The sequence below is a fragment of the Paenibacillus sp. FSL E2-0151 genome (assembly GCF_037993015.1).
GTDB classification, from domain to species: Bacteria; Bacillota; Bacilli; order Paenibacillales; family Paenibacillaceae; genus Paenibacillus; species Paenibacillus amylolyticus.
On record NZ_CP150308.1, the window covers coordinates 5,217,140 to 5,239,727 of the forward strand.

General features: G+C 45.3%; 19 protein-coding genes. 10 read left to right on the forward strand and 9 right to left on the reverse strand.

The features are described from left to right. Window positions 1-62 precede the first annotated feature (62 nt). The 4 genes from MHI55_RS23320 to MHI55_RS23335 form a co-directional block, all read right to left on the reverse strand. A complete protein-coding gene (locus MHI55_RS23320) occupies window positions 63-908 on the reverse strand; it encodes a carbohydrate ABC transporter permease (protein WP_036617294.1) in 846 nt (281 codons plus the stop codon). Beyond that, window positions 901-1,788 carry a sugar ABC transporter permease gene (locus tag MHI55_RS23325; protein ID WP_017687021.1) on the reverse strand — a complete coding sequence of 296 codons (888 nt, stop codon included), beginning with the start codon at window positions 1,786-1,788 and terminating at the stop codon, window positions 901-903. Before MHI55_RS23325 ends, MHI55_RS23320 begins: the two co-directional genes overlap by 8 nt. Window positions 1,789-1,889: 101 nt before the next feature. Further along, a complete protein-coding gene (locus tag MHI55_RS23330; RefSeq protein ID WP_036668615.1) occupies window positions 1,890-3,161 on the reverse strand; it encodes a sugar ABC transporter substrate-binding protein in 1,272 nt (423 codons plus the stop codon). Between the two features lie 180 nt (window positions 3,162-3,341). Further along, entirely contained in the window at window positions 3,342-4,370 is a 1,029-nt protein-coding gene (locus tag MHI55_RS23335; RefSeq protein WP_340031017.1) for a LacI family DNA-binding transcriptional regulator, read from the reverse strand. Window positions 4,371-4,659: 289 nt separating this feature from the next. On the opposite strand from MHI55_RS23335, the gene MHI55_RS23340 reads away from it, so the two are divergent. Both MHI55_RS23340 and MHI55_RS23345 read left to right on the forward strand, forming a co-directional pair. Beyond that, complete coding sequence (locus tag MHI55_RS23340) at window positions 4,660-5,022, forward strand: iron-sulfur cluster biosynthesis family protein (protein WP_017687018.1); 363 nt, start codon at window positions 4,660-4,662, stop codon at window positions 5,020-5,022. 565 nt (window positions 5,023-5,587) lie between these two features. Then, window positions 5,588-6,154, forward strand: coding sequence for an IS3 family transposase (locus MHI55_RS23345; RefSeq protein WP_076328229.1), 567 nt, complete (start codon window positions 5,588-5,590; stop codon window positions 6,152-6,154). Window positions 6,155-6,218: 64 nt separating this feature from the next. Here MHI55_RS23345 and MHI55_RS23350 read toward each other — a convergent pair whose 3' ends face one another. The 3 genes from MHI55_RS23350 to MHI55_RS23360 form a co-directional block, all read right to left on the reverse strand. Continuing rightward, window positions 6,219-9,302, reverse strand: a complete 3,084-nt coding sequence (locus MHI55_RS23350; protein ID WP_340387149.1) for an S-layer homology domain-containing protein — start codon at window positions 9,300-9,302, stop codon at window positions 6,219-6,221. Between the two features lie 266 nt (window positions 9,303-9,568). Further along, on the reverse strand, window positions 9,569-9,886 hold the full coding sequence (locus MHI55_RS23355) for a hypothetical protein (protein WP_340387151.1): 318 nt from the start codon (window positions 9,884-9,886) through the stop codon (window positions 9,569-9,571). 213 nt (window positions 9,887-10,099) lie between these two features. Beyond that, the gene (locus MHI55_RS23360) at window positions 10,100-10,480 is read right to left on the reverse strand and encodes a hypothetical protein (protein ID WP_340387153.1); all 381 of its coding nucleotides are present in this window, start codon (window positions 10,478-10,480) and stop codon (window positions 10,100-10,102) included. Window positions 10,481-10,651: 171 nt separating this feature from the next. Here MHI55_RS23360 and MHI55_RS23365 point away from each other — a divergent pair, with 171 nt between their 5' ends. From MHI55_RS23365 to MHI55_RS23390, 6 genes are all read left to right on the forward strand, one after another. After that, window positions 10,652-12,352: a PucR family transcriptional regulator ligand-binding domain-containing protein gene (locus MHI55_RS23365; protein ID WP_340387155.1), complete on the forward strand. Its 1,701-nt coding sequence runs from the start codon at window positions 10,652-10,654 to the stop codon at window positions 12,350-12,352. Window positions 12,353-12,594: 242 nt separating this feature from the next. Continuing rightward, window positions 12,595-13,371, forward strand: a complete 777-nt coding sequence (locus MHI55_RS23370; protein ID WP_340387157.1) for an ABC transporter ATP-binding protein — start codon at window positions 12,595-12,597, stop codon at window positions 13,369-13,371. Continuing rightward, a complete protein-coding gene (locus tag MHI55_RS23375) occupies window positions 13,371-14,243 on the forward strand; it encodes an ABC transporter permease (protein WP_047843938.1) in 873 nt (290 codons plus the stop codon). The genes MHI55_RS23370 and MHI55_RS23375 overlap by 1 nt, the downstream gene beginning before the upstream one ends. A 34-nt stretch (window positions 14,244-14,277) precedes the next feature. After that, window positions 14,278-15,309 carry an ABC transporter substrate-binding protein gene (locus tag MHI55_RS23380; protein ID WP_340387159.1) on the forward strand — a complete coding sequence of 344 codons (1,032 nt, stop codon included), beginning with the start codon at window positions 14,278-14,280 and terminating at the stop codon, window positions 15,307-15,309. Between the two features lie 193 nt (window positions 15,310-15,502). Further along, the gene (locus tag MHI55_RS23385; protein ID WP_340387161.1) at window positions 15,503-16,879 is read left to right on the forward strand and encodes an amidase; all 1,377 of its coding nucleotides are present in this window, start codon (window positions 15,503-15,505) and stop codon (window positions 16,877-16,879) included. Window positions 16,880-16,898: 19 nt separating this feature from the next. Beyond that, entirely contained in the window at window positions 16,899-17,285 is a 387-nt protein-coding gene (locus MHI55_RS23390; RefSeq protein WP_340387163.1) for a Rid family hydrolase, read from the forward strand. A gap of 100 nt (window positions 17,286-17,385) precedes the next feature. On the opposite strand, the gene MHI55_RS23395 is transcribed toward MHI55_RS23390, so the two are convergent. After that, window positions 17,386-19,443 (reverse strand): methyl-accepting chemotaxis protein, encoded by a 2,058-nt coding sequence (locus MHI55_RS23395; protein WP_340387165.1) that lies wholly within the window; start codon window positions 19,441-19,443, stop codon window positions 17,386-17,388. A gap of 276 nt (window positions 19,444-19,719) precedes the next feature. On the opposite strand from MHI55_RS23395, the gene MHI55_RS23400 reads away from it, so the two are divergent. Next, window positions 19,720-20,145, forward strand: a complete 426-nt coding sequence (locus MHI55_RS23400; protein ID WP_338706812.1) for a hypothetical protein — start codon at window positions 19,720-19,722, stop codon at window positions 20,143-20,145. Between the two features lie 153 nt (window positions 20,146-20,298). Here the strand turns inward: MHI55_RS23400 and MHI55_RS23405 are convergent, their stop codons facing one another. After that, window positions 20,299-21,462 carry an iron-containing alcohol dehydrogenase gene (locus MHI55_RS23405; RefSeq protein ID WP_340387167.1) on the reverse strand — a complete coding sequence of 388 codons (1,164 nt, stop codon included), beginning with the start codon at window positions 21,460-21,462 and terminating at the stop codon, window positions 20,299-20,301. Between the two features lie 96 nt (window positions 21,463-21,558). Here MHI55_RS23405 and MHI55_RS23410 point away from each other — a divergent pair, with 96 nt between their 5' ends. Further along, window positions 21,559-22,515, forward strand: coding sequence for a phosphotransferase (locus tag MHI55_RS23410; RefSeq protein WP_340387169.1), 957 nt, complete (start codon window positions 21,559-21,561; stop codon window positions 22,513-22,515). Window positions 22,516-22,588: the final 73 nt, after the last annotated feature.

The following is a 22,588-nucleotide window of genomic DNA, read 5'->3' on the forward strand; positions in this document are numbered from 1 at the left end:
TTGATTATTCCGTTGACCCTGAACATCAATTTCAATACATACAACCACTACAGACACTTCGGTTACTTGATTCCGCTGCTTCCGCCGCTAATGTTGGCTTCATAGACATAACGTTGTCCGAACAGATATACCAACACCATCGGAATGGTGAGGAACAGGGAAGCGATCATCACAAGGTTCCATGGTGGCATCTGCCCGCCACCTACCGTAGTCAACAGCTGCACTCCGAGTGCCAGCGGCATTTTCTCCGGATCATTGATATAGATGAGTGGCCCCATGAAGTTGCCCCAGTTATAGGAGAATGAGAAGATCGCAATGGCCGCAAGTATCGGATAAGTCAGTGGCATGATGATCTTCCAGTAGATTCCCGGGTGTCCCATACCATCGATCATGGCGGCTTCATCCAGTGATTTTGGAATACTCATGACAAACTGCCGAATCAGAAATACGTTGAACGCTCCGGCGAAGAAACTCGGCACGATCAGCGGGTAGAATGTATTAATCCAGTCCAGATGACGGAAGATGATGAACTGCGGTACCATCGTAACCTCACCCGGAATCATCATCGTACTGAGCAACACAATAAACAGGAAACGGCTTCCTTTTGCTTTGATTCGGGCAAAGCCGTAGGATACGATCGAAGCTGATAATACCGATCCGACAATCGTAAAGATGGTTATGATGACCGAGTTTTTGAGATATGTTCCAAGATTATTATTCGTAAAAATCGTATAAAAGTTCGACCATTGGAACTCCATTGGAACGAAGGTAAAGGCTGATTTGACGGTTGTTGCGTCACTTGCCAGTGCAATAGAGATCATGTACAGGAAAGGCGAAGCAAGCAGTACCCCGACCAGAATCAGAAAAATATAGGATATCGTCTTCTCCACAGTGGATGGATTACTCATTGGCTTTTCCCTCCTCGTAGTGCACCCATAGCGCCGATGAACGGAATACAACGAGTGTCAACACCATGATGATGATGAATAATACCCAAGCAATCGCCGATGCATATCCCATTTTGTAGAATTGGAACGCATTCTGGAACAAATAGGGAACAACCATCTGACTTGAATTGTCAGGTCCCCCGGCAGTTACGATGAATACCTGCGCGAAGGTCTGGAGCGCTCCGATCATACCAGTCACGAGATTGAAGAAAATGACGGGAGTCAGCATTGGGAATGTAATATGGAAGAACGATTGTGTACTTTTCGCCCCATCGATGGCAGCGGCCTCGTACAGCTCCTGTGGAATGCCTTTCATCCCTGCAAGCAGCAATACCACGCCACCACCCACACCCCATAAGGACATGAGAATCAATGCAGGCTTAACCCAGTTGGGATCAAGAAGCCAGGCAGGACCCTGAATACCGAAGATCGCAAGTGCCTGGTTGATCAATCCTTCCGTCGGCGCAAGCAAGTGGATGAAGAGCAATGAACTCGCAACCACCGGAACAACGGAAGGCAGATAGAACAGAATACGGAAGAAGGTGATACCTTTGATTTTCTTGTTGAGGTAATATGCAATCCAGAGCGAGATCGACATGCCCAGCGGAATGGATATCAGCGCATAGAAGAATGTATTGCCGACGGATTTCCAGAAGATCGGATCATCGGTCAATAACGTTTTGTAATTGTCGATACCGATGAATTCAGGGGACTGGAACAGATCCCAATTCGTGAAACTCATATAGATGGAAAACAGGATCGGACCCAGAGTCAGCCCCAGAAACCCGATCAGCCAAGGCGAGATGAAGATGTAGAACCATTTCCCGTCCTTTTTTCTCACGTTAAGCCCTCCCATGACGCAGAGAGCAGATGGAACCCGCATTCACGTCGATTCCACCTGTTCTGCTGTCGCTGCTATTTGTGCATGTTCAGAAAAATCCTCTATTTGTAGAGTCTTTCCAGTCCACTCTGAATTTCGGTTACGGTATCATCAAGCGTGGCTTTGTTGTTGAAGTAGACACCCAGCTTATCGTTAATGAGCTTCATCATTTCGTTCCATTGCGGGTTGAATGGTTCCGCATAGATCGTTGATTCACTGAACGCAGCCATGTTGATTTTTTTGCCACCGTATTCAGCATTCAGGAATTCATCACTGGACAGACCTGCTTTGGTTGCAGGAGCATCCTGACCGGCTTTGACCATTGGCATCTGTGCTTCTGGTGTGGTCAGTGCTTCAATTACTTTGAATGCTTCTTCCTTGTGTTTGGAAGCGTTGGTAATCGTTAACCCGTTAAAGAATGCGTTCGTTTCGCCCCATACCGGAGAGATATCCCAATTAATGCCTTCCACCTTGGCAAGTGAACCGATGTTCCAGAACCCTGTCGTTTCCATGGCGATCTTGCCTTGAGCGAACAACGGATCAGCTCCGATATTCCCCATGTCGGCAATCTCGGTTGGCGTTGGTCCCGCACCGTGTGTGAAGGTCAGATCATTCATGAATTGTAATGCTTTCCGCACAGGCTCTGTATTGAAGGTTGGTTTACCGCTCTCATCGAACAATGAGCCACCGTTCTGGTAGATCAGCTGCATCCATTGCGGCCACCAGCTGCCAGGGTAGTAACCCCATTGAGTCGTCTTGCCGTTCTCCTTCACCGTCAGCTTCTGAGCTGCCGCCATCAGATCGTCCTGCGTCCAATCTTTGGTTGGATATTCCACCCCAGCCTTGTCGAACAGATCTTTGTTATAAAAGAGGACCATCGCGCCTGCCCGATCCGGCAAACCAAATTGTTTGCCATCATACTTCATCAGGTTTGCGATATCATCGGAATAACGCTCGGACATGTTCACATTATTCGCCTGAATCATGTCATCCAGCGGTATAATCTGATTCTTGGAGGCGTAAGCCTGATAGTTCTCGGCAATCATCATGATGTCCGGTGCCGTTCCTCCGGCGATCATGGTCTGTACCTTCTGGTCATAATCCCCTGCAACCACGTTCAGCTTCACGTTAATATCAGGATACGTCTGTTTCACAATGTCGAGTCGTTCCTGATAAATCTTCTTCTCATCCTCCGAGCCCCAGATTGTCATGCTCAAATCAACCTTGCCACCGGACTCGCCGGAAGAACCGTTTTTACTCCCGCTGCTACAGGCTGTCAGACCCATTACCATGACCAGCATCAATAACGAAATGACCTTTAAACTTCTTCTCATACGTTACGCCCCCTTGATATAATGAATGGATGACTACACTGAAACCCGTTTCATGAAATGGGTTTCATTAAGCTGAAACATAAAACCCGTTCCACTTTATGAAAGGGGTTTCATTCACGCACTCATTATATTTCACCCTTCGATGAAATGTCAACGCTTTCTTTTCCAATTACAGGCCCTTTATCTTGCAGCAGGTCCTGTACTTTGACGCACAATTAGCTCCGGTTGCAGAACGATCTGCTTCTTCGGTTTGCCTTGGTTAATCAACTCATGCAGCACATCTACAGCCTGTTTGCCAAGCTGATACGTGTTCTGGGATACGGTTGTCAGTTCCGGTATAACGGCACTGGCGAGCGGCGTATCATCAAAACCTACAATGGATATATCTTTCGGAATCGAGAGCCCATGCTCAATCGTCGACTTAATCGCACCAATCGCTGTGTTGTCATTCACGCAGATGACTGCGGTGGGTGGATTGTCACGATCCAGTAGTTTGGACATCTCCCGTTTGCCGTCGTCGATGGAGAAGCTGCCGAGCAGTTGCCGTTCTTTGGGTATTTCGAGCCCATGCTCCCGAAGTTTCTTCTGCACAGCTCTGACCTTGACCATGGTGGTGGACAACTCTTTCAGACCGCCAACAAAGGCGATATCGCGATGCCCCAGTTCAAGCAAATGCTCAGCTGCAAGGGCTGCCCCTGCACCTTCATCCGTGTATACCCGGTGGAACCCACCTTTGGCAATATTGCCATTGACCAGCACGATCGGCATACGTTTGCCCATATCAATCAATTCCTGAGCCATGTCATCCGGACAGACCTGCATGTTAATACGCCCGCCGAGAAAAATAATCCCGTCTACCCGCTTCTCTCGCAGGATGGACAAATATTCAGATTCCCTGTTGTAGTCGCCTGCGGTATTGCACAGAAAGAACGTATACCCCAATCCGCGAGCCTCATTCTCCGCGCCCCAGAACACTTCCGGGAAGAAGGGATTGGTAATGTCCGGCAGGATGATGGCAATAGTGCCCGTCTCTTTTTTGATCAGACTGCGCGCCTGCGCGTTGGGCTGAAACTGGTGTTTTTCAATGATGGACATAATCTTCTCTCGGGTGCTTGCACGCACAGGTGCCGTATCATTCAGTACCCGGGAGACCGTCGCTACAGATACATTTGCTTCTTTGGCGATGTCGTATATCGTGATCGGTGTCATAGCGGAACCTTCCTTTTTCTCTAATTTTCCCTATTTTCCCTGCTTATCATACCAGATAAGGAATGGCGATGAAATGGGTTTCATTGTCGGGCGAATGATTTCACACTGAACCCATAGAAGTTCCGGGTATAACATTCATACGTGAATTGTTCGTTGCATTACGCATTAGCGTCAATATTTTTACAGGACATGTTTGCTTTTCTTTATTTCACCTTCTAATCTGCGTTTATGGTCCATATATTAAATTGTAAGCGAATTCATTGGAGATTAGAGGAGTGTGAACGACGTCATGATCATTCAAGTCAGTCCGCTGGCAGAAGCAAGACTTACTGAAAAGCTGGGAGATCGACCAGGCTATTTCAAATTGTTTTATGATACCGATGGATGCGGTTGTGACGGAATTGCGGTACTTCTGATCTTGAACGAACCGGATAGCGATGATGTTACCGTAGAAGCGGGGTCGCTTCCCTTTGTAATCAACAAACAGCAGCAGATTTACTTTGAACCCTCTCTGCGTCTGCAATCCGAGCACAGTTTCCCTTCGTTCCGACTGAGCAGCGATTCCATGATCTATGGCAGTAATGTCAAAGTCCATGATTTACGAGATACCGCAGACGTAGCCCCTCAGCCCACTGGATGGTTTGTACGATAAACGTTGAATTAGCACTATAATCAAAACCTCCCAAGCCCAGATGTCATGCGGGACGGGAGGTTTTTTATCAATTCTAAAGGCGAAGAAGCCAGACCAGAATTTTGTGACCGGCATTAAGCAATACCGAATTGATAAGCGCTGGTTGTACCTTTCACTAGTAAAGACTTATATATCAACGTAATTGTCGTTTACCGGATCGGGGAACGAAACGTTAATGAGCTTTTATATCACAGACTTTTGCCAGAGCATTTGCCAAAAAAAGACGTGATTAAATTTGTCGTTCACAGCGACAAATTTAATCACGTTTATCAAGACATGCTATCAAAAGGATTGCGTCTAGATCCAGCTTGTCTCGTCGGGCTAACTGCCCGGCCAACGAGCACCTTCTCGCATCTTAAAACGAAAGTGCCCTCCCTAATTCAGTCATCTCTAGCATTCGCTCTTGTGGGGTTGTTATAGATCACTAGAGTTCTATAAGGATTGAATTTTCTTTCCCTATTTCCGTTTATGTTCCAGTATCCGGCAATCCGAACATCGCATGATGCGGGAACTATCGATCCAATAGGTGATTCGCAGGAAGCGAAAGAAGTCTTTCTATACGCCATCTGCCATCTATCCAAATCGCCTGAAGCGTAAATTCCATGCCACAGCACCTCAGCAAAAAATGGTGACGGATATTACGTATATTTCGGATGGAAACACGTTTGTTTACCTGTCCGTGATTCAAGACTTGTTCAACAACGAAATTGTAGCTTGGCAGTTGTCTAAACGGAACGATGTTCAGCTCGTATTGGATACGGTAGAACAATGGACACAAAGAAGAGACGTTTCGGAAGCCGTGCTCCATTCGGATCAGGGCTTCCAGTATACGTCTCAGGCGTACAACACACGATTAGAAGAATTTGGCGTCAAGGGCAGCCACTCTCGCAAAGCAACCTGCCTGGATAACGCATGCATCGAATCCTTCTTTTCGCATCTCAAGACAGAGAAGCTGTACCTTAACCAGTGTAATTCAGAAGCAGAGATTCGACAAGCTGTGGAAGATTACATGTACAATTACAACTACCGACGATTTCAAGCCAAACTCAAACAGCGCGAACCGATTGAATATCGATGCGCGCTGGCAGCATAGCTTTTTTCATCTGTCTACTTGACAGGGGTATGACCATGTATGACATGTTTTTTTGTTTATTCATTTACTCCTGATAGACAACTATACTTACATTAGAATTGTTATCTTCTGGCGTACTTGCTGTAAGTATGACATTATGATCCATCGTGGTGACATTCCACCCAGGCATTGAATTCTCAAATGCAGAACCAATTTTCTCAGCCAGTCCATTTAATGTCTCTGTTCCTGACAATCTTAAACGTTTGGAAACTTCATTCGTACCGTCTCGAAATACAACTCTAATAATCCCTGGCGCGCTGGGGCCAGAATCAATTTTTAAACTTACAACTTGCTTTACGCCTGCAAAGGTCTCCGATCCTGGTGTAGTAATTGAGCTTGATAGAAATCCAATACCAGTTGTCGCTTCCACGATTGCCACGGATAGTTTAGGATTATTATCCGAAGGTGCTCGGGCTGTAAATATAACATTTCTATCATTTGACGTAGCGTTCCAATCAACTAAAGACGTGTTAAATGCCCAAGCTATCTTCGTTGCTACTTCGGCAGCAGTTTCTGTACCTATTAATTCAATATCTTTAAGAATGGTTGTGCTACCGTCTGTAAATGTAGCAGTAATCGTTCCGGCAGCTGTAGCCCCTGAATCTATCACTAAGGTAGCCACTTGTGCTTCGCCAGTAGGGTATGGAGCTCCTACGGTCGTTATTGTACTATCTGGCATGCCAATTCCTGTGTTTAATCCCGAAAGTCTCGCCATAGCTTTTATGTTATTCTCTGCCGGAAACTCGGCTGTAAAAATTACATCTGAGCCCCGTGAAGAAACGATCCAATTCGGAATCGTGCTCCCGAATGCTGCTACTATCTTGTCAGCAAGATCACTTCCTGTTTCAGGACTTCCCATCATAGACACATAGGCTGTCCACGAGGAGACTCCATCCGTGAATTTGACGCCTATCGGCCCATGGTCACTCTCTGAATTGGGAAGACGCAGCGTAATCACTTGGGATGTGTTAGTCGTAAGATTTCCTGGAACTTCAAGTGTACTTGAAGGCGCCCCTACTCCTGATGCTTCCAAAGCGTATATTCGAACATTTTCATTATTAGTACCTGGCGTTTGCGATTTGAAATGTATTCGACTCCCATCAGCTTCTGCACCCCAACCAGCTACAGATGTTCCAAATGCGGCTGCTATTTTAGATGCTACTTCAGCCGCTGTTTCTGTTCCCAAGATGTAGATATTTTTTTGAACTGGCACTCCTCCATCTGTAAAATAAACATAATATGAACCCGGAGCCGTTGCACCGTTCTCTATCACTAGTGTTGCTATTTGTGCTGTACCCTGTAACGGTGCTGTTCCTACAGATGTAATCGAACTATCTGGCATACCAATCCCTGTGTTTAATCCCGAAAGTCTCGCCATAGCCTTTATGTTATTCTCTGCCGGAAACTTGGCTGTAAAAATCACTTCTGAGCCCCTTGACGAAACGATCCAATTCGGAATCGTGCTCCCGAATGCGGATACTATCTTGTCAGCAAGATCACTTCCTGTTTCAGGACTTCCCATCATAGACACATAGGCTGTCCACGAGGAGATTCCATCCGTGAATTTGATGCCTATCGGCCCATGATCACTCTCTGAATTGGGAAGACGCAGCGTAATCACTTGGGATGTGTTGGTCGCAGGATTTCCTGGAACTTCAAGTGTACTTGAAGGTGCCCCTACTCCTGATGCTTCCAAAGCGTATATTCGAACATTTTCGTTATTAGTACCTGGCGTTTGCGATGTGAAATGTACTCGACTCCCATCAGCTTCTGCACCCCAACCCGCTACGGATGTTCCATACGCGACTGCTATTTTAGATGCTACTTCAGCCGCTGTTTCTGTTCCCAAGATGTAGATATTTTTTTGAACTGGCACTCCTCCATCTGTAAAATAAACATAATATGAACCCGGAGCCGTTGCACCGTTCTCTATCACTAGTGTTGCTACCTGAGCCGTACCTACATTGTTATAAATACTACCTGGGACAGTTATGACACTTCCACTCGAAACCACACCTGTCATAATGCTTTCAACGGTGGCTTTAACATGATCGTTGTTAACAGCTGGATTTAATGATGTAAAATAAATGTTTGCACGCTCAGCATCCACATTCCATCCTGTTAGTGCATTATCAAACGCTTGTACGATTTTAGCAGCTACCTCAGTATCCAATTCAGTTCCATCAAGCTCTACGTAAACGGTCACTGGATTGACTCCATCCGTAAATGTGGCACGCAATGAACCTGCCGTATCTGCACCACTTGTTATTGTCAGAGTGGCAACTTGAGATATACCTTGAACGGCTTTGACTCCTTCAGTGGCGATTAATGTGGAGGTCTTCACTCCAGTAGTAATCGAAGGTGAACCGGATCCATTAGATGTAGTGTTTGAATCTGAATTTAAAATCGCAGTAGGTATAGATGGTGAAGGTATATTATCTTTATCTTCACTTTCTGTCTCTTGTTCTTGTTCTTGTTCTTGTTCTTGTTCTTGAATCAAGCTTATCGCTTTATCCAACATCACAACTGCCTCAGCTCGCGTAATTGGAGATGCCGGTTTGAATGAACCATTTGTATAACCAGTAATGATATATTTTGAGAATGTAGCACCTATGGCACCCTTACTCCAATATGTAAACTCTGAAGAATCCTTAAATGCTAAAGCTGCTTTTTCATTACTAGGTAATTTCAGTAAGTCTGCTACAATAACTGCAGCTTCTTGACGGCTTATCGGTTTAGAAGTACGTATAGTTTGATCTTTATAACCTTGTATGTAACCTGCTTTTACCGCTTTTTGCACTTCTAGATAGCTCCAATTTGAAGACGACAAGTCAGTGAAATGTAGTTCTTCTACCTCATTAAAATCAAACTGACGATTAACCAATGCCATAAATTCTCCACGTGTAATTACATCGTTGGGTTTAAGTGTTTGGTCGGAATATCCTTTAATCAACCCTTCTGAGAGCCATTTGCTAAGGGTATACTCGGCCCAATGTCCTTCAATATCTAAATTGGTTTTCTGACCATATGCTACCCCACTCAAGACGGATACCAAACTGGTTGCTAATATGAATGTGCTTACTTTTTGAATCACTTTTCTATAAAACATATACTTCCTCCAGTTCAAATATAAAGCTATTTATTTACTCAATAGAATAGATTAGTCTGTGCCTCCCCTCCAGTTACTCTTCCTTAAAGCGAATTTGAATTAAGGTATAAGCTTCAACCATCCGCCTTTTTCTTAATGCTATCTTATTATATCGGTTTACACTAGTTCACGAGTTATACTTATTACTTATGTTCTTTTACTCAGCACTATTTTTTTCTGAATTAAGCGAGCCTTGTACTCAAATTTGCGTTCTTGTAATGAGCTATCTATAGGGTGGTATCAACCGCCCCGGCATTCGTGATGATTAATTTCTTGGCTGAAGCTTGCTCATAACCAACCGTTACCGGTGAAAATAATGGAGCGACAATACTTAAAAAAGGTATCGTTTCTGAAACATCTTCGAACTCTGCGCTAATGGCGACATCCCCGCTTGGCATGATGTAAGTTTCACCCGCGATCGGATAGCCCACAGGATTAAAGATACACTTCAGCGATCCTATTTTTACTCTTTTCCCGAAATTCGGTAGAATGTTCAAGCTAATTAAGTTACCGGTTGGGGAGATTGTTGGGGTAGCAATAATCATGCCACCTACCAAATTGTTTATCGTTACAGTGTATTATTCTATTTTAGTAACTACGTTAATTGTAGCGTTGCCCGACTTACTGCTGTTGGCCGTTGAGATCGCGGTGATCGTATAAGGACCAGGTGGAGTATTTGCTGCTAATGCTTGATGAAATTGTAACAAGATCAATTTTATTTTGAAATCCTCAGATCCATTTAACTCCATTTTTAATCTTTATAAAACTATGATGACATCGTCTACTGATAGTGAATTAGATTCAATTCTACGTAAAAACATTATTGTAAGCTCTCTAACTTCTTTTAAGGCAATATCATTTGTTAGGTAATGTAAATCAACGTTCACCTTGGTTATCTTTATAAAGGGATTGTTACTGTTTGCAGTTCTCCAATCTCTCATCAAATTTAAAACAACACCTAATGAATAATAAATCTCTGTGAGTTTTTTTAATCTTTTCTTCTCCCACTTCTCCCTGTATATTTGGCCTACAGTATCAAATATAATGAAAGTCAAAAATGCTTCCTTGATTTTAGGTAAAAACTCTATGTACATACTGTATTGATTTAATGTGTATTCCTGTCCTATCATCATACTCACCCAGCGCATAGGGTTATAAAAAATATTTGAAAAGATTGCTGATGTAAAACCATCTTATTTGGATTTTTTTTATATTTATGAGAAATTTGTTTACATCTATCTTTTAGCCGCTTTATCCAAACTCTTCTTTACGCCCACCTCACTTAATGTTAGATTTTATAACATATCATTATGAAAGCGAGTGGGTTGAAGATGGATCTGCAACAGTTATTGGCTATCCCCATTCTCTCCAAAGCAAAGGTTATTGCCGGGCATCGTGGCCTTGATCGCTTGGTGCAATCGATTAATATTATGGACGCACCAGATATTGTCCAATTCCTGAAGCCGGGGGATATGCTGCTGACCAACGGTTATATCCTGAAAGACCGCCCTGATGCTCATCTTGCATTCATTACAGACATGCATGCAATTGGTTGTGCAGCGCTTGCTGTCAAGACACAGCGTTTCTCTCTTGAATTATCTCCGCAACTGCTTGAGACAGCCGACAGACTGGGCTTCCCGATCATCGAACTGTCTGAGATAGACAATACACTCGGTGAAATATTTCAACATTCGATCAGTGCCATCCTTCAGAACAAAACCCATGAGCTACACTACGCCTTATCTATTCACAAGCAATTTTCCACGATGGTGATGCAGGGAAAAGGCATACCATCCATCGTAGATACATTGTCTCACTTGCTATCCTCACCTGTACTTCTGCTTGGTTCGAAGAAGCAGATTACGGCAGGCTCCCATTATGCACAACAGATGGATCACCAGTCCCTTGCCGCGCCCATACTGACATTTATTGATGAGCACCCTTCCTTCCACACCGCAATCTCGATCTGTCTGCTTACTGCTGATAAATATCGACACGCCGAGCTTCATCCCATCTTCACGGATCGGCACGAGGGCTATTTAATCGCACTATATGACAGTTCCGCAAGCTCTAAGCTCTCCACTCTGGCACTGGAGCAAGCCGTCAATGTGATCGGCCTGGAGTTAACCAAGAAGCAAGCCGTCAAAGAGCGTTCCCGCCGTTACAAAAATGAATATTTCTCCGATCTCATTCAGGGTTTCATTCGTTCGGAACAAGAAGCGCTGCATCGCGGCAAGAAATATGGGCTGCAAGCCAAAGGAAGTTCCGTTCTGATCATTGCCAAAAAGGATGAATCCTTAGCGGGCATACCTAAACAGAACTCTACTTCCTCCGGGGAAGAGCGATTAATCTCGGAACGAGACGCTAATTATGAGCTGATTAAACAGGAATTCGCCAGATTGGATCTCTCCTTTGTCATGTTCACTAAGAACGACCAGTTCGGCATACTCGTTTTTTTGGCTGAATCGTCTTGGGACGAACACACCGTTGTTCAGCAGCTTGAGCGGATGGCGAGCAATCTGTATACAGAGTCGCAGCTCAGCCTATCCTTCGGCATAGGTAATTCCTACACCAATGTATTGGATATTGGACTCTCCTATAAAGAAGCAGTCAAGGCGCTCCAATCCGGTTATCAGATGCGAAAGACACGCTTCGCTCATTCCTATCAAACCATGGATATAAGCCGTCTGCTGCGCATGATCCCCCACGATGAGATGCTGCAGTTCCATCAAGAAACCTTTAAGCCCTTCAACGACCGAGATCCAAACGAGCGTAACGAGCTGATGAAAACCTTGTCCTCCTTCTATGAGAATCATTGCCAGATCGTTGATACAGCCAAAGAGCTGTTCGTACATCGCAATACAGTGATCTATAGGTTGGAGAAATGCGAGAAACTAACCGGCAGGAACATTAAGGACCCGATGGAGAGCCTGCGCTTTCGACTTGCCTTCGCACTTGAGTCCCTTTTGAATGTTAATCCAGCCCCTAGTGAAACTAATCATACGTCTTAAATCGAGAACGTGTCATGTTTAATGACACGTTCTTTAATTTTTCTTTTCATATTCAATTCATGTTCAATCTTCATTTGTGTATTTTAACTGATTTAATTCTATTTTTATGTTCAGAGTAACTAATGACAATTATGCAAACAGTCTATATGATTAGGAATATATTCATTAATGTCATGTTAATTAACATCAAATTACATCAAGAAACGAAAAAACATCAGGCTGTAGGAAAGGGGCTACCTATCATGGCTATACAGATACAAGGCGTATCCAAATCATTTGTCAGTGCAACTGGAGAAGATATTCAGGTCCTGGCTGAGGTTTCAATGCAAATCAAGAAACAGGAGTTCTTCAGTATCGTGGGACCGAGCGGGTGTGGCAAAAGTACGATTTTCAATATTATCGCAGGTCTGCTTAAGCCAACAAATGGCAAGGTTATTGTCTGTGGCGAAGAGATCGATCAGACCACCGGGCATGTCGGCTATATGATGCAGAAGGATCTGCTGCTTCCTTGGAGAAGCATCCTGGATAATGTCACGTTAGGCTTGGAAGTGAAGGGCATGTCCAAAAAGGATCGCGGCGATATTGCCATGAATTATCTGGATCGTTATGGCCTGGCCTCATTCGCAGAAGCCTATCCCTCCACACTATCAGGCGGTATGCGCCAACGTGTAGCCCTCATACGTACCCTCGTTACCCAGCCCGATATTATATTACTGGACGAACCCTTCTCCGCACTTGATTATCAGACCCGACTCATTCTGGAAGATGAAATCTTGTCCATTCTCAAATCCGAGGGCAAGACAGGCGTTCTGATCACGCATGACATTGAGGAGGCCATCGCCATCTCCGACCGTATTGCCGTTATGAGTAAACGACCAACAACTGTGAAGCAGGTGTATGACATTGGTCTCGCCTCGCAATATGGCTCAGCACTGAAAGCCCGCTCCGACCAGAAGTTCAAACAATATTTTGAATCGATCTGGTCAGAGCTTGATATCCAAATGGGGAGGATCAGCTAATGAAGAGCACATCACCTGAAATTACCCTTGCCGGAAAGCCTGCTGGAGTTACGAAGAGCAAGAGCAAACGCAGACAGTCCACCTTCTCCAAAGAATGGCTGATGACGATGCTGTGGCGGTTCATTATTGTAGCGGTCATCCTGGTGATCTGGGAATCCGCTGTTCGCTTGAAACTCGTTAACGGATTCCTCATGGGATCACCAAGCGCCATTCTTGATGCCGCCATCACCATGGCTAGCTCAGGACAACTGCTTACAGACGCGTTTGCAACGGTAAATGCCACCGTTATCGGCTTTGTAGCCGGAAGCTTAATTGGCTCATTGGCAGGACTACTCATGTGGTATTCCAAGTCCGTTGCCCGTGTGCTCGATCCATTCATTGTAGCGATGAACGGTATTCCGAAGATCGCACTTGCTCCCATGATTATCATCTGGTTTGGTTCAGGCATCTTCTCCAAGATTGCTCTGGCCTCCGTAGCAACATTTATCGTAGCGCTATTATCCGCCTACCAAGCGACTCATCAAATCGACGAATCCCAGATTAATCTGATGAAATCCTTCGGTGCGAAGAAATCACAAATTTTCCGCAAAATTATCGTTCCTTCCTCTCTGCCATGGATCATCTCGGCCTTCCGGATCAATATCGGTTTGGCATTGGTGTCTGTCGTAGGTGGAGAATTCATCTCTTCTGACAAAGGACTTGGACACATGGTATTCGTCGAAGGTAACCTGTTCAACCTTCCGGCCGTATGGGTCGGCGTGTTCATGCTTATGCTGGTCGCCATGCTCCTCTACACCTGTGTCGGTTATATCGAATCCCGTCTCCTTCCATGGAATGACAACAAGACCAGCAGCAAATCCACATCTGTATAGCTGACCTACAACGATTAAAGGGGACTGATGACTAATGCGTACATTCAAAAAGATAGCTTTTCTAGCAACCATGACGGTTATATTGACTTCACTGCTCAGTGCATGCGGCAGCAATGCCACAACTCCTGCGAGTGGCGCAGGTGCATCTGATAGCGGGGGGCAAGCAAATACGCAGGTAGACAAAATTATGGTCTCCGAAGTGTATCACAACCTGCTCTACCTTCCCTTGTATGTAGCGAACAACCAAGGTTTTCTAGAGGAGAATCGCATTGAGCTATCTTCCATCCGTGCTGCCGGAAGTGGCCCAACAGCATTGTCTTCGGTGATCTCAGGCGAGTCTGCATTCTCCTTCCACGGTCCTGAGCATGTCGCATTTGCTAATGCAAAGGGCGGAGATGCTCGCTCACTGGTCCTTCTATCCGGCAGTGCTCCAGTATGGGCAGTTGCGCGAGAAGGAGTAACCGTGAACTCGACAGCGGATTTCAAAGGTAAAACCATCGTTGTGGGCTTGGCACCTACAAGCTCGAACAGCTTACTGCGGAAACTATTCGCTGACAATAACATCGATATCGACAAGGATGTGACGATTACTGAGGTTCAGAATGGCTCCGAGCTTGGTGCTGTATTAGCCGGCAAAGCCGACATTGCCATCGTTTACGAGCCGCAGCTGGATCAAGGCATTGCTGAGGGACTGCATATTGTCCATGATTTTACGAAGGATTATCCTGACTTTGCCTTTGCAACGATGAATACAACCGCAAGTTTCATTGAAAAGAATCCTGATCTCACCCAACGCTTTGTCACCTCTATTGAGCAAGCCCTGGACTACATTCAATCGAATCCTGAAGGCGCAAAAGCAGTTGCCGTGAAAGAATTTCCGAATCTGGACAAAAACGTCGTGGAGCAAGCGGTACAACGCATGATCGATAGCAAGGTATACCCTGCGGAGGGACTTATCAATGAATCAGCATTCAAGACCGCAATCGATATGCAACGCTTCATCGGCAATCTGAAGGAAGACCTCGCTTACGAGGAGATTATCGATTCAAGCTTCACCACCAAATAGAGAGAGAAAGGGTGATTACTCTGAACCAGGACGACTATCTCACACACCGCCGTACAGAAAGCGCCAAATATGCGGACGGAGTTATTACAAGCGAGGAGCTTGCCCTATTTACAGCAGACTTGGAGCTGATTCGAAACTTCAAGTTGCCAGAAGAAGTAGGGCCCAATCCCCCGCATAGGAGCGTGCCTCTTCGATGATTACGAAACCACTTAACGAGCTGACGATTGCTGAAGCCGCGACACTGATTAAAAATAAGTTGATATCTCCTGTCGAGCTTACAAAATCCTATTTGAATCGCATTGAGAAAGTAGAGCCTGCTGTGCAAGCCTTCGTTACAGTCACCGCCGAACAGGCTTTGCAGGCCGCAAGAGTGTCTGAACAGAAACTGATGAATGGCGAATATCTCGGTCCTCTGCACGGCATTCCCTATGGAGCCAAAGACATTGTCCATACCGCTGGCATACGCACCTCGGCCGGATCAAATACCTTTCCAGACTTCATACCCGGAACAAATGCAACTGTAATTAATAAGTTGCAAGCTGCAGGCGCTATCCTGCTCGGCAAGACAACAACGACGGAATATGCCTTTCAGGGAGGAGAACCACCAACCCGCAACCCATGGAATTTAGAACATACCCCGGGCGGTTCCAGCTCCGGCTCTGCCGCTGCAGTAGCGGCTGGCATGGCTTCCTTTACACTCGGAACGCAAACCTTTGGATCTCTGCTCAGACCCGCAGCTTACAACGGATTAACCTGTATGAAACCCACTTACGGCAGGGTTAGCCGTAATGGTGTCATCACAGCCAGTTGGAGCCTGGATCATATTGGCGCCTTCACTCGATCGGCACAAGATAACGCAATCGTTCTGGAAGCGATGGCCGGGCAAGATGAGCTGGACTCCTTCACGCTTCCTTATGGCAAGCCAGACTTAACAAGTGCTCTTGAGCATCCTATTTCAGGAATGGTGATCGGTCTGCCGAGCAGCTTCTTCCAGACTGATGAACCGGCGATCTTGTTAGCGGTGGAGTCGGCACTCGCTGTGCTTGAGAAGCTGGGCATGCAATGGAAGAAAGTTGACCTGCCTTCTTATATGGAAGAGACCATTGCTGCTCATCGTACGGTAATGCGGGCAGAAGCTGCCGCCTTCCATCAGGAACGCTTCGCGGAAGCCGCTGATCGTTACGGCCACACGATGCGGGAGCAGCTTGAACTCGGTTACCAGACGAGTGCCGTTGATTATTTGCAGGCACAACGCATCCGAACGATATTCCGGAGCGAGATGATGATGCTTTTCGATGAAGTGGATGTGTTATTGACTCCATCAACACCCTATGTGGCCCCATACGGCTACAAGACGGGGAGCCCGATTTTTAACGGACCGTTCACCAATACGGGTCTACCGTCCATCACCGTACCCATCGGGTTTGATACCACCTCAGGGAAGCAATTACCTATCGGCATGCAGCTTGCTGGTCCACTCATGCGAGAAGACCGCCTGTTGTCCATCGCTCATCATTATCAGCAGGCTACGAACTGGCATCAGTTAACACCAATCATACACATTCATTAGGAAAGGAATGACCGCTACGATGTCTACCATCATACATGCAAGTGCAGCACCCAAGTTCCCGCTTCCTTTCTCCCATGCTGTCCGCGCAGGAGATTTCCTCTACGTCGCAGGTCAGGTAGGTGTCGATCCACAGACGCTTGAGCCCATTGGCGGCATTAAGGAGCAGACGGAGCAGTGCATTCGTAATATTGAGGTGATCCTGCAAGAAGCCGGACTTACACTCGATCATATTGTGAAGGTAACCACTCATCTGGCCCGAGTCGAGGATCAGTCCGAATACAACGAAGTGTATGTGCGAATGATTAAACAACCCTATCCCGCCCGTATTACCGTATTCAGCGGTTTAGGCCCTTATTTAATTGAAATGGAAGTGCTGGCGTATGCGCCTTCCATTCGAGGTGAGTAACACATCACCAAAGAGCACCTGTAGCCATAGATGGGTACAGGTGCTCTTTTGGTTCTAGAAACCCGGTTCTCTTTTGAGAAAAGGGTTTCTTTTCGTATTCCTATTTTGTTTTAAAGCGAGATGCTTCTTCGGCAAGTTGTTTGGTCAGTCCATCGATTCTCTGCACCATATCTGTCAAATGTTCCGTCATGCCGGACTGTTCCTGCATTGTTGCTGTGACTTCCTCAACAGAAGCCGACACCTCTTCACCGGAAGCAGACAAGTTCTGTGCCGCCCCAATGACGTCATCCTTATCACGTTCAATGGATTCGATCTCTGTGGCAATAGCTTGAACCTGGCTCATCATCTCATTCATATTCTCGGTGACAAAATTGAATGTCTCCTTGGTCTGGCTAACGCTGCTCTTATGCTGTTCCGCAATTGCTTCAATAGCCTGAACACTTCGGTTATTCTGCTCCACGTGATCAATGGTCTGCATCACAATTCGGTTGATATCCTCCGATTGAGCTGTCGTCTGCTCTGCCAGCTTGCGAATCTCAGAAGCAACGACTGCGAAGCCACGTCCCTGATCACCAGCTCTCGCCGCCTCGATCGAAGCATTCAAAGCAAGTAATTTCGTCTGATTTGCGATTTCGGCAATCGTACCTGTAATCTGGTGAATGCCCGAGGAGCTTTCGGCGAGTTGCACTGTAATTTTGGAGATGTTGCCAACTTCAATCTCGTTCTGCCCGTTCACCGCAATGAGTGCATCAATAACTTCATGATTATTTTTGAATGCATCCGTAATTTCATCTGCCTTGAACTTCACTGCCTGCGACATTCCATTCACGTTGGCAATCTTGTTACCAACATTCATGAATTTGTCCACAATGGCTTCCGTATCGTTCGCCTGGGACTCCATCGCTCGTGAAATCTCAAATGCTGTTGTCGTTGTTTCGGCAATCGTGGTCGAAGTTTGCTGAGTGGACTGTTCCAGCTCGGATGTACTTGTTTTCAGGATGCCGATGGAATGGTTCATGCTGGAGATCAGCTGTTTATTGCCTGCTGCCATGGTATTGAAGCTGTCCACCAATTGTTTGAATTCTCCGCTATATTTACCTTGAGCCTGCACCGTCAGATCGCCGTCAGCAAGCTGTCTGAACAACACAGTTAGTCTGGTAATTGGTCTGGTTACCAGCAAAGAGATCAGAATACCCGCTACGACGGAAACCGCAATAGCACTAAACAGAACAATATACATCTGTTTTGCCATCGCACGCAAAGGCTTCTGCACATCACTCAGTTTATCTTCAACAACGACGGTCCAGTCCGATCTTGGGATTTTGGAGTAATACGCCACTTTCTCATCTGTGCTAATATCCCCTTGCTGTAGTTCAGCGCCAGGAGCAAGATCTATCAATGTTTGGTATTCGCCGGACTCCATCTTCTGGCCTGCCAACTTCTCATCCGCTGAATCGTAGATGACCGTACCTACACGGTCCAGAATGATTACTTTCCCCTCATCATTTATATTGATATTTTGTAGCTGATTAACGAAGAACGAGGTGGACGCCGCAGATACGAGCACTCCCTGTACTTCTTGATTCTCATTGTAGATTGGCATGGCAAAAGCCGTACCTAGTTGTCCTGAGGACTTGGCTACAATCCCCTCACTAATCACATTTTTACCTTGAATGGCTTCTTGGAAATATGCCCGATCTCCGCGTTCCGCCTTGATAACTGCCGGATCATTCGCTGCAATAATAATGCCATTCCGATCCAACAAAATCAGACTGTTGTTACCTTCCATACCTGCCAGACTGTCCGCGAGAATACCACTCGCCTTATCCAGCAGCTCATTGTTTTCCGAGAAGAAGTTCTCACCTTCCTGTCCATCCGTATTCCGAATCTCCAGCAAATCCTGGAAGGTCCGATGTGTTGTGATCAAAAAGGTGGATTGTTCTTCCAAACTTAGTGAAGCATACAGACCTGCCCCCACCCGGTCCGAGGTTGCTTTAATCTCATCTTTGCTTTTGTCGAGTGTGATGACAGCCGCTACAGTGTAGGATACTACTGCAGTTACCGCCAGTACGATACACACCAGCAGACTGATCATAAGTGGCAGTTTGACTCTGAACGACATGTTGCGCATGCGTTCTCTTGCCTTGCTAAATACCATAATTACATTCACCATCCATTTTCATTTTCATCATTATGAAGTCCAAATTCTATGTATCTACTTTATATCGGTCGATATCAAATAATCTGTAAGCTGTTTCCCCAGTTATACTAGGTCAAAGGCCACTGCAAACGATTGGAAAATGAAGACTTTGGGTTAATACAAAATATGACATCAACATCGTATAATATATGAAATACATATCGTGCAGGAAGAGGGACAACGCATTGAATCCGAAAATGCCTACTTTATTAAATGTCGAATAGGAGAAGTGATATGGCAAAAACAGCATTACCTACGCTATTAAATGTCGTGCGCATTTTATTGAGTGTAAAACTGATCTACGTGATTGTGTCCTTTATCGTGTTCCTCATTGACTTCAACCAGAACCTGGAGACCTATCTGGGTTTCTTACGCAAAGGAGATGATCTGGCTTACGCCTCTGGCGTAATCTTAGCCAGAATGTTGTTTATCATCGGTCCCAGCCTGCTTGCTGTTATATTCATCACCAAAAGAAAGTTCAAGCTCACCGTGACGTTTCTGAGTCTGGCGCTATTCGTTTCCATTCCAAATGAGAGTAACCTGTTCACCCTGATTCATCTCTTTGCCCTGCTTATCGTGCTCTTGCATCGTCCAAGCAAGTTGTATCTGAAACGAAAGGATACCCCTGTCAATGAAGCCGTAGTTGAACCGAAGAATTAATTCGAAAAGCGATCACATGACATTGAAGTCCAGATAAACGGTGGAGCGCACAAGATATGATGTCATAATAAAAAAACAAGGACGTTCCTTAGTATTACAGGAAGGTCCTTGTTTAATGTGACTCATTATACAAAGTGATTGTGAGATTTACAATTACAGTGCAGCTTGATAAATTTGTATTACATCTTCACGCTGCAAGTTTTTGAAGAATCCGAACGGACCAAATCGCATCGCTTTATCAGCCATTACGTCAATCTGACTGTCGTCGATGTCATAGTCCGCCAGACGGCTAGGGGCACCAATCGAAGTCCAGAATGTACGCAGCGCTTCAATGCCTTCTTCAGCAACTTGTTTGTCCGACTTTCCAGTAGGATTAATATCAAATACATTAATGGCCATACGTTTGAATCGATCTACATCCACATCCAGATTATGCTTCATCCAGTGTGGGAAGAGGATTGCAAGACCTCCCCCATGAGGAATGTCATACACAGCCGATACAGCATGTTCTATATTGTGAGAAGCCCAATCTCCGGCAAGACCCATATTCAGGACATCGTTAAGCGCCATTGTTCCGCAGTAGAGAATGGTTTCACGCAGTTCATAGTTTTCTGGATCTTTAATCAGACGAGGGGCCGTATCAATGACGGTACGAAGAATCGTCTCACAGAATCCAAGCTGAACTGGTGTATTCGTATCCAGATGGAAATAATGTTCAAACACATGAGACATCATGTCCACCATGCCGTATACAGTCTGATCCAGTGGTACGGTGTATGTGTACTCCGGATCAAGAATGGAGAACGCCGGGAAAGAATACTCGCTAAACCATGCCCATTTTTCCTGTGTGTCCTGATTGGTTATTACTGAACCGTTGTTCATCTCGGAGCCTGTCGCTGCCATCGTTAGAATTGTACCCAGTGGAAGGCCGCCTTCTGGGGTTGCTTCGCGCACAACAACATCCCACATGTCTCCATCGTATTTGGCTCCTACTGCGATGGCTTTCCCGCAGTCAAGCACACTGCCGCCGCCAACCGCAAGAACCAGATCAATGTTATGTGTTCTGCATAGTTCTACACCCTTATGAACCGTAGACAGACGAGGGTTCGGTTCCACACCAGCCAGTTCCGTAACCTCTGCTCCGATCTCATTCAACTGGCTGATTACCTGATCGTACAGCCCGCTACGTTTGATGCTTCCGCCACCATATACAAGCAAAATACGCTTTCCGTATTTTGGAACTTCGGTTTGTAGTGCTTGAAGTTGCCCTTTGCCAAAAATCAGCCGGGTCGGATTATAAAACTGAAAAGATCTCATAACGTATGTCCTCCAAAGGAATCTGAAATTTTGTGCATCCACCATTATAGTTCTCTTTATTCGTAAAAACAAATACAGGCAAAAAGGAGAAAACAGATGAGTATGGAGTCTGTCACATTACAACAATTAATAAAACAAACCATTAATCAATATGTATCCTCGGATATTCACATTCTAAGTATCAAAAGTAACCCAATCGGTGCCGGATCTCAAGCCGTTGAATTGCTTCGACATCACATTGAATTCCTTATAAATGGAGTGAAAAAGGATATTTCTTACGTAACAAAGAAGGCCACGTTCATTGAACACTCTGCCTTGTCCAGATTATTTTTACAGGGAGCCAATGTACCCTATAGTCTATCAAATGAAGTTCATACTCAAGATCGCAGTCTGATCTGCATTCAGGATGTGGACTACCAAACCGATTATAGTCATCTGGATATAGACCTGCTTCAGAATAAAGAATTACAAGCACTGGCTTACATACATGGGACGAATATGGGGTCGAAAAAAGAACTGCCATGGATACCTATTGTGGATCGATCTCATATCATCGAAATGATGGAAAGACGCTGGAGGCCTTTGTGGAACATCGCCATAAAAAGTCCATCATTCATTGAGGAATTTGGATCACCGCTCATTTCGGAAATTGAAGCTGTAGCAAGTCATATTGTAGATGATCTTGAAATTCTCATTAAGGATGAACACACACATACGATGATTCATAATGATCTGAATCCTGGCAATGTATTGGTACACAACAATGAGGATGTTTATTTTATCGATTGGGAGGAAGCAAGGTATGGCTCCCTGTTCTTTGATATCCCTCTGCGCTGTACACATTTGAAACAAGTTGATATCTATCGGGAGTCCCTAAGTTCTCACGGATACGATATTTCACAACATCAATTCGAGAAGTACTTCTCTCTGGCATCCCGATATCTCGGCATTCGTTATATGAGTTGGAACCTTGGGGTTTGGGAACAATACCCACATGCAGAAAACGACTTAAAAAGGTATATGAAAATGGTGACTCAACCTTTGTTCTCCTAATCCCTCATCAGATTAGACGTACGATGAATGCCTTGTTCTCCTGGACAAAAAAGCTCCTGCCAGCAAAGTGGCA

Bases quoted from the DNA above. Each gene is read 5' to 3' on its own strand.
- MHI55_RS23390 (WP_340387163.1), top strand. From the start codon at position 16,899: ATGTCTACCATCATACATGCAAGTGCAGCACCCAAGTTCCCGCTTCCT.
- MHI55_RS23380 (WP_340387159.1), top strand. From the start codon at position 14,278: ATGCGTACATTCAAAAAGATAGCTTTTCTAGCAACCATGACGGTTATA.
- MHI55_RS23355 (WP_340387151.1), bottom strand. From the start codon at position 9,886: ATGATTATTGCTACCCCAACAATCTCCCCAACCGGTAACTTAATTAGC.
- MHI55_RS23335 (WP_340031017.1), bottom strand. From the start codon at position 4,370: ATGACACCGATCACGATATACGACATCGCCAAAGAAGCAAATGTATCT.
- MHI55_RS23410 (WP_340387169.1), top strand. From the start codon at position 21,559: ATGAGTATGGAGTCTGTCACATTACAACAATTAATAAAACAAACCATT.
- MHI55_RS23320 (WP_036617294.1), bottom strand. From the start codon at position 908: ATGAGTAATCCATCCACTGTGGAGAAGACGATATCCTATATTTTTCTG.
- MHI55_RS23370 (WP_340387157.1), top strand. From the start codon at position 12,595: ATGGCTATACAGATACAAGGCGTATCCAAATCATTTGTCAGTGCAACT.
- MHI55_RS23395 (WP_340387165.1), bottom strand. From the start codon at position 19,443: ATGGTATTTAGCAAGGCAAGAGAACGCATGCGCAACATGTCGTTCAGA.
- MHI55_RS23375 (WP_047843938.1), top strand. From the start codon at position 13,371: ATGAAGAGCACATCACCTGAAATTACCCTTGCCGGAAAGCCTGCTGGA.
- MHI55_RS23340 (WP_017687018.1), top strand. From the start codon at position 4,660: ATGATCATTCAAGTCAGTCCGCTGGCAGAAGCAAGACTTACTGAAAAG.
- MHI55_RS23350 (WP_340387149.1), bottom strand. From the start codon at position 9,302: ATGTTTTATAGAAAAGTGATTCAAAAAGTAAGCACATTCATATTAGCA.
- MHI55_RS23365 (WP_340387155.1), top strand. From the start codon at position 10,652: ATGAAAGCGAGTGGGTTGAAGATGGATCTGCAACAGTTATTGGCTATC.
- MHI55_RS23330 (WP_036668615.1), bottom strand. From the start codon at position 3,161: ATGAGAAGAAGTTTAAAGGTCATTTCGTTATTGATGCTGGTCATGGTA.
- MHI55_RS23405 (WP_340387167.1), bottom strand. From the start codon at position 21,462: ATGAGATCTTTTCAGTTTTATAATCCGACCCGGCTGATTTTTGGCAAA.
- MHI55_RS23385 (WP_340387161.1), top strand. From the start codon at position 15,503: ATGATTACGAAACCACTTAACGAGCTGACGATTGCTGAAGCCGCGACA.
- MHI55_RS23400 (WP_338706812.1), top strand. From the start codon at position 19,720: ATGGCAAAAACAGCATTACCTACGCTATTAAATGTCGTGCGCATTTTA.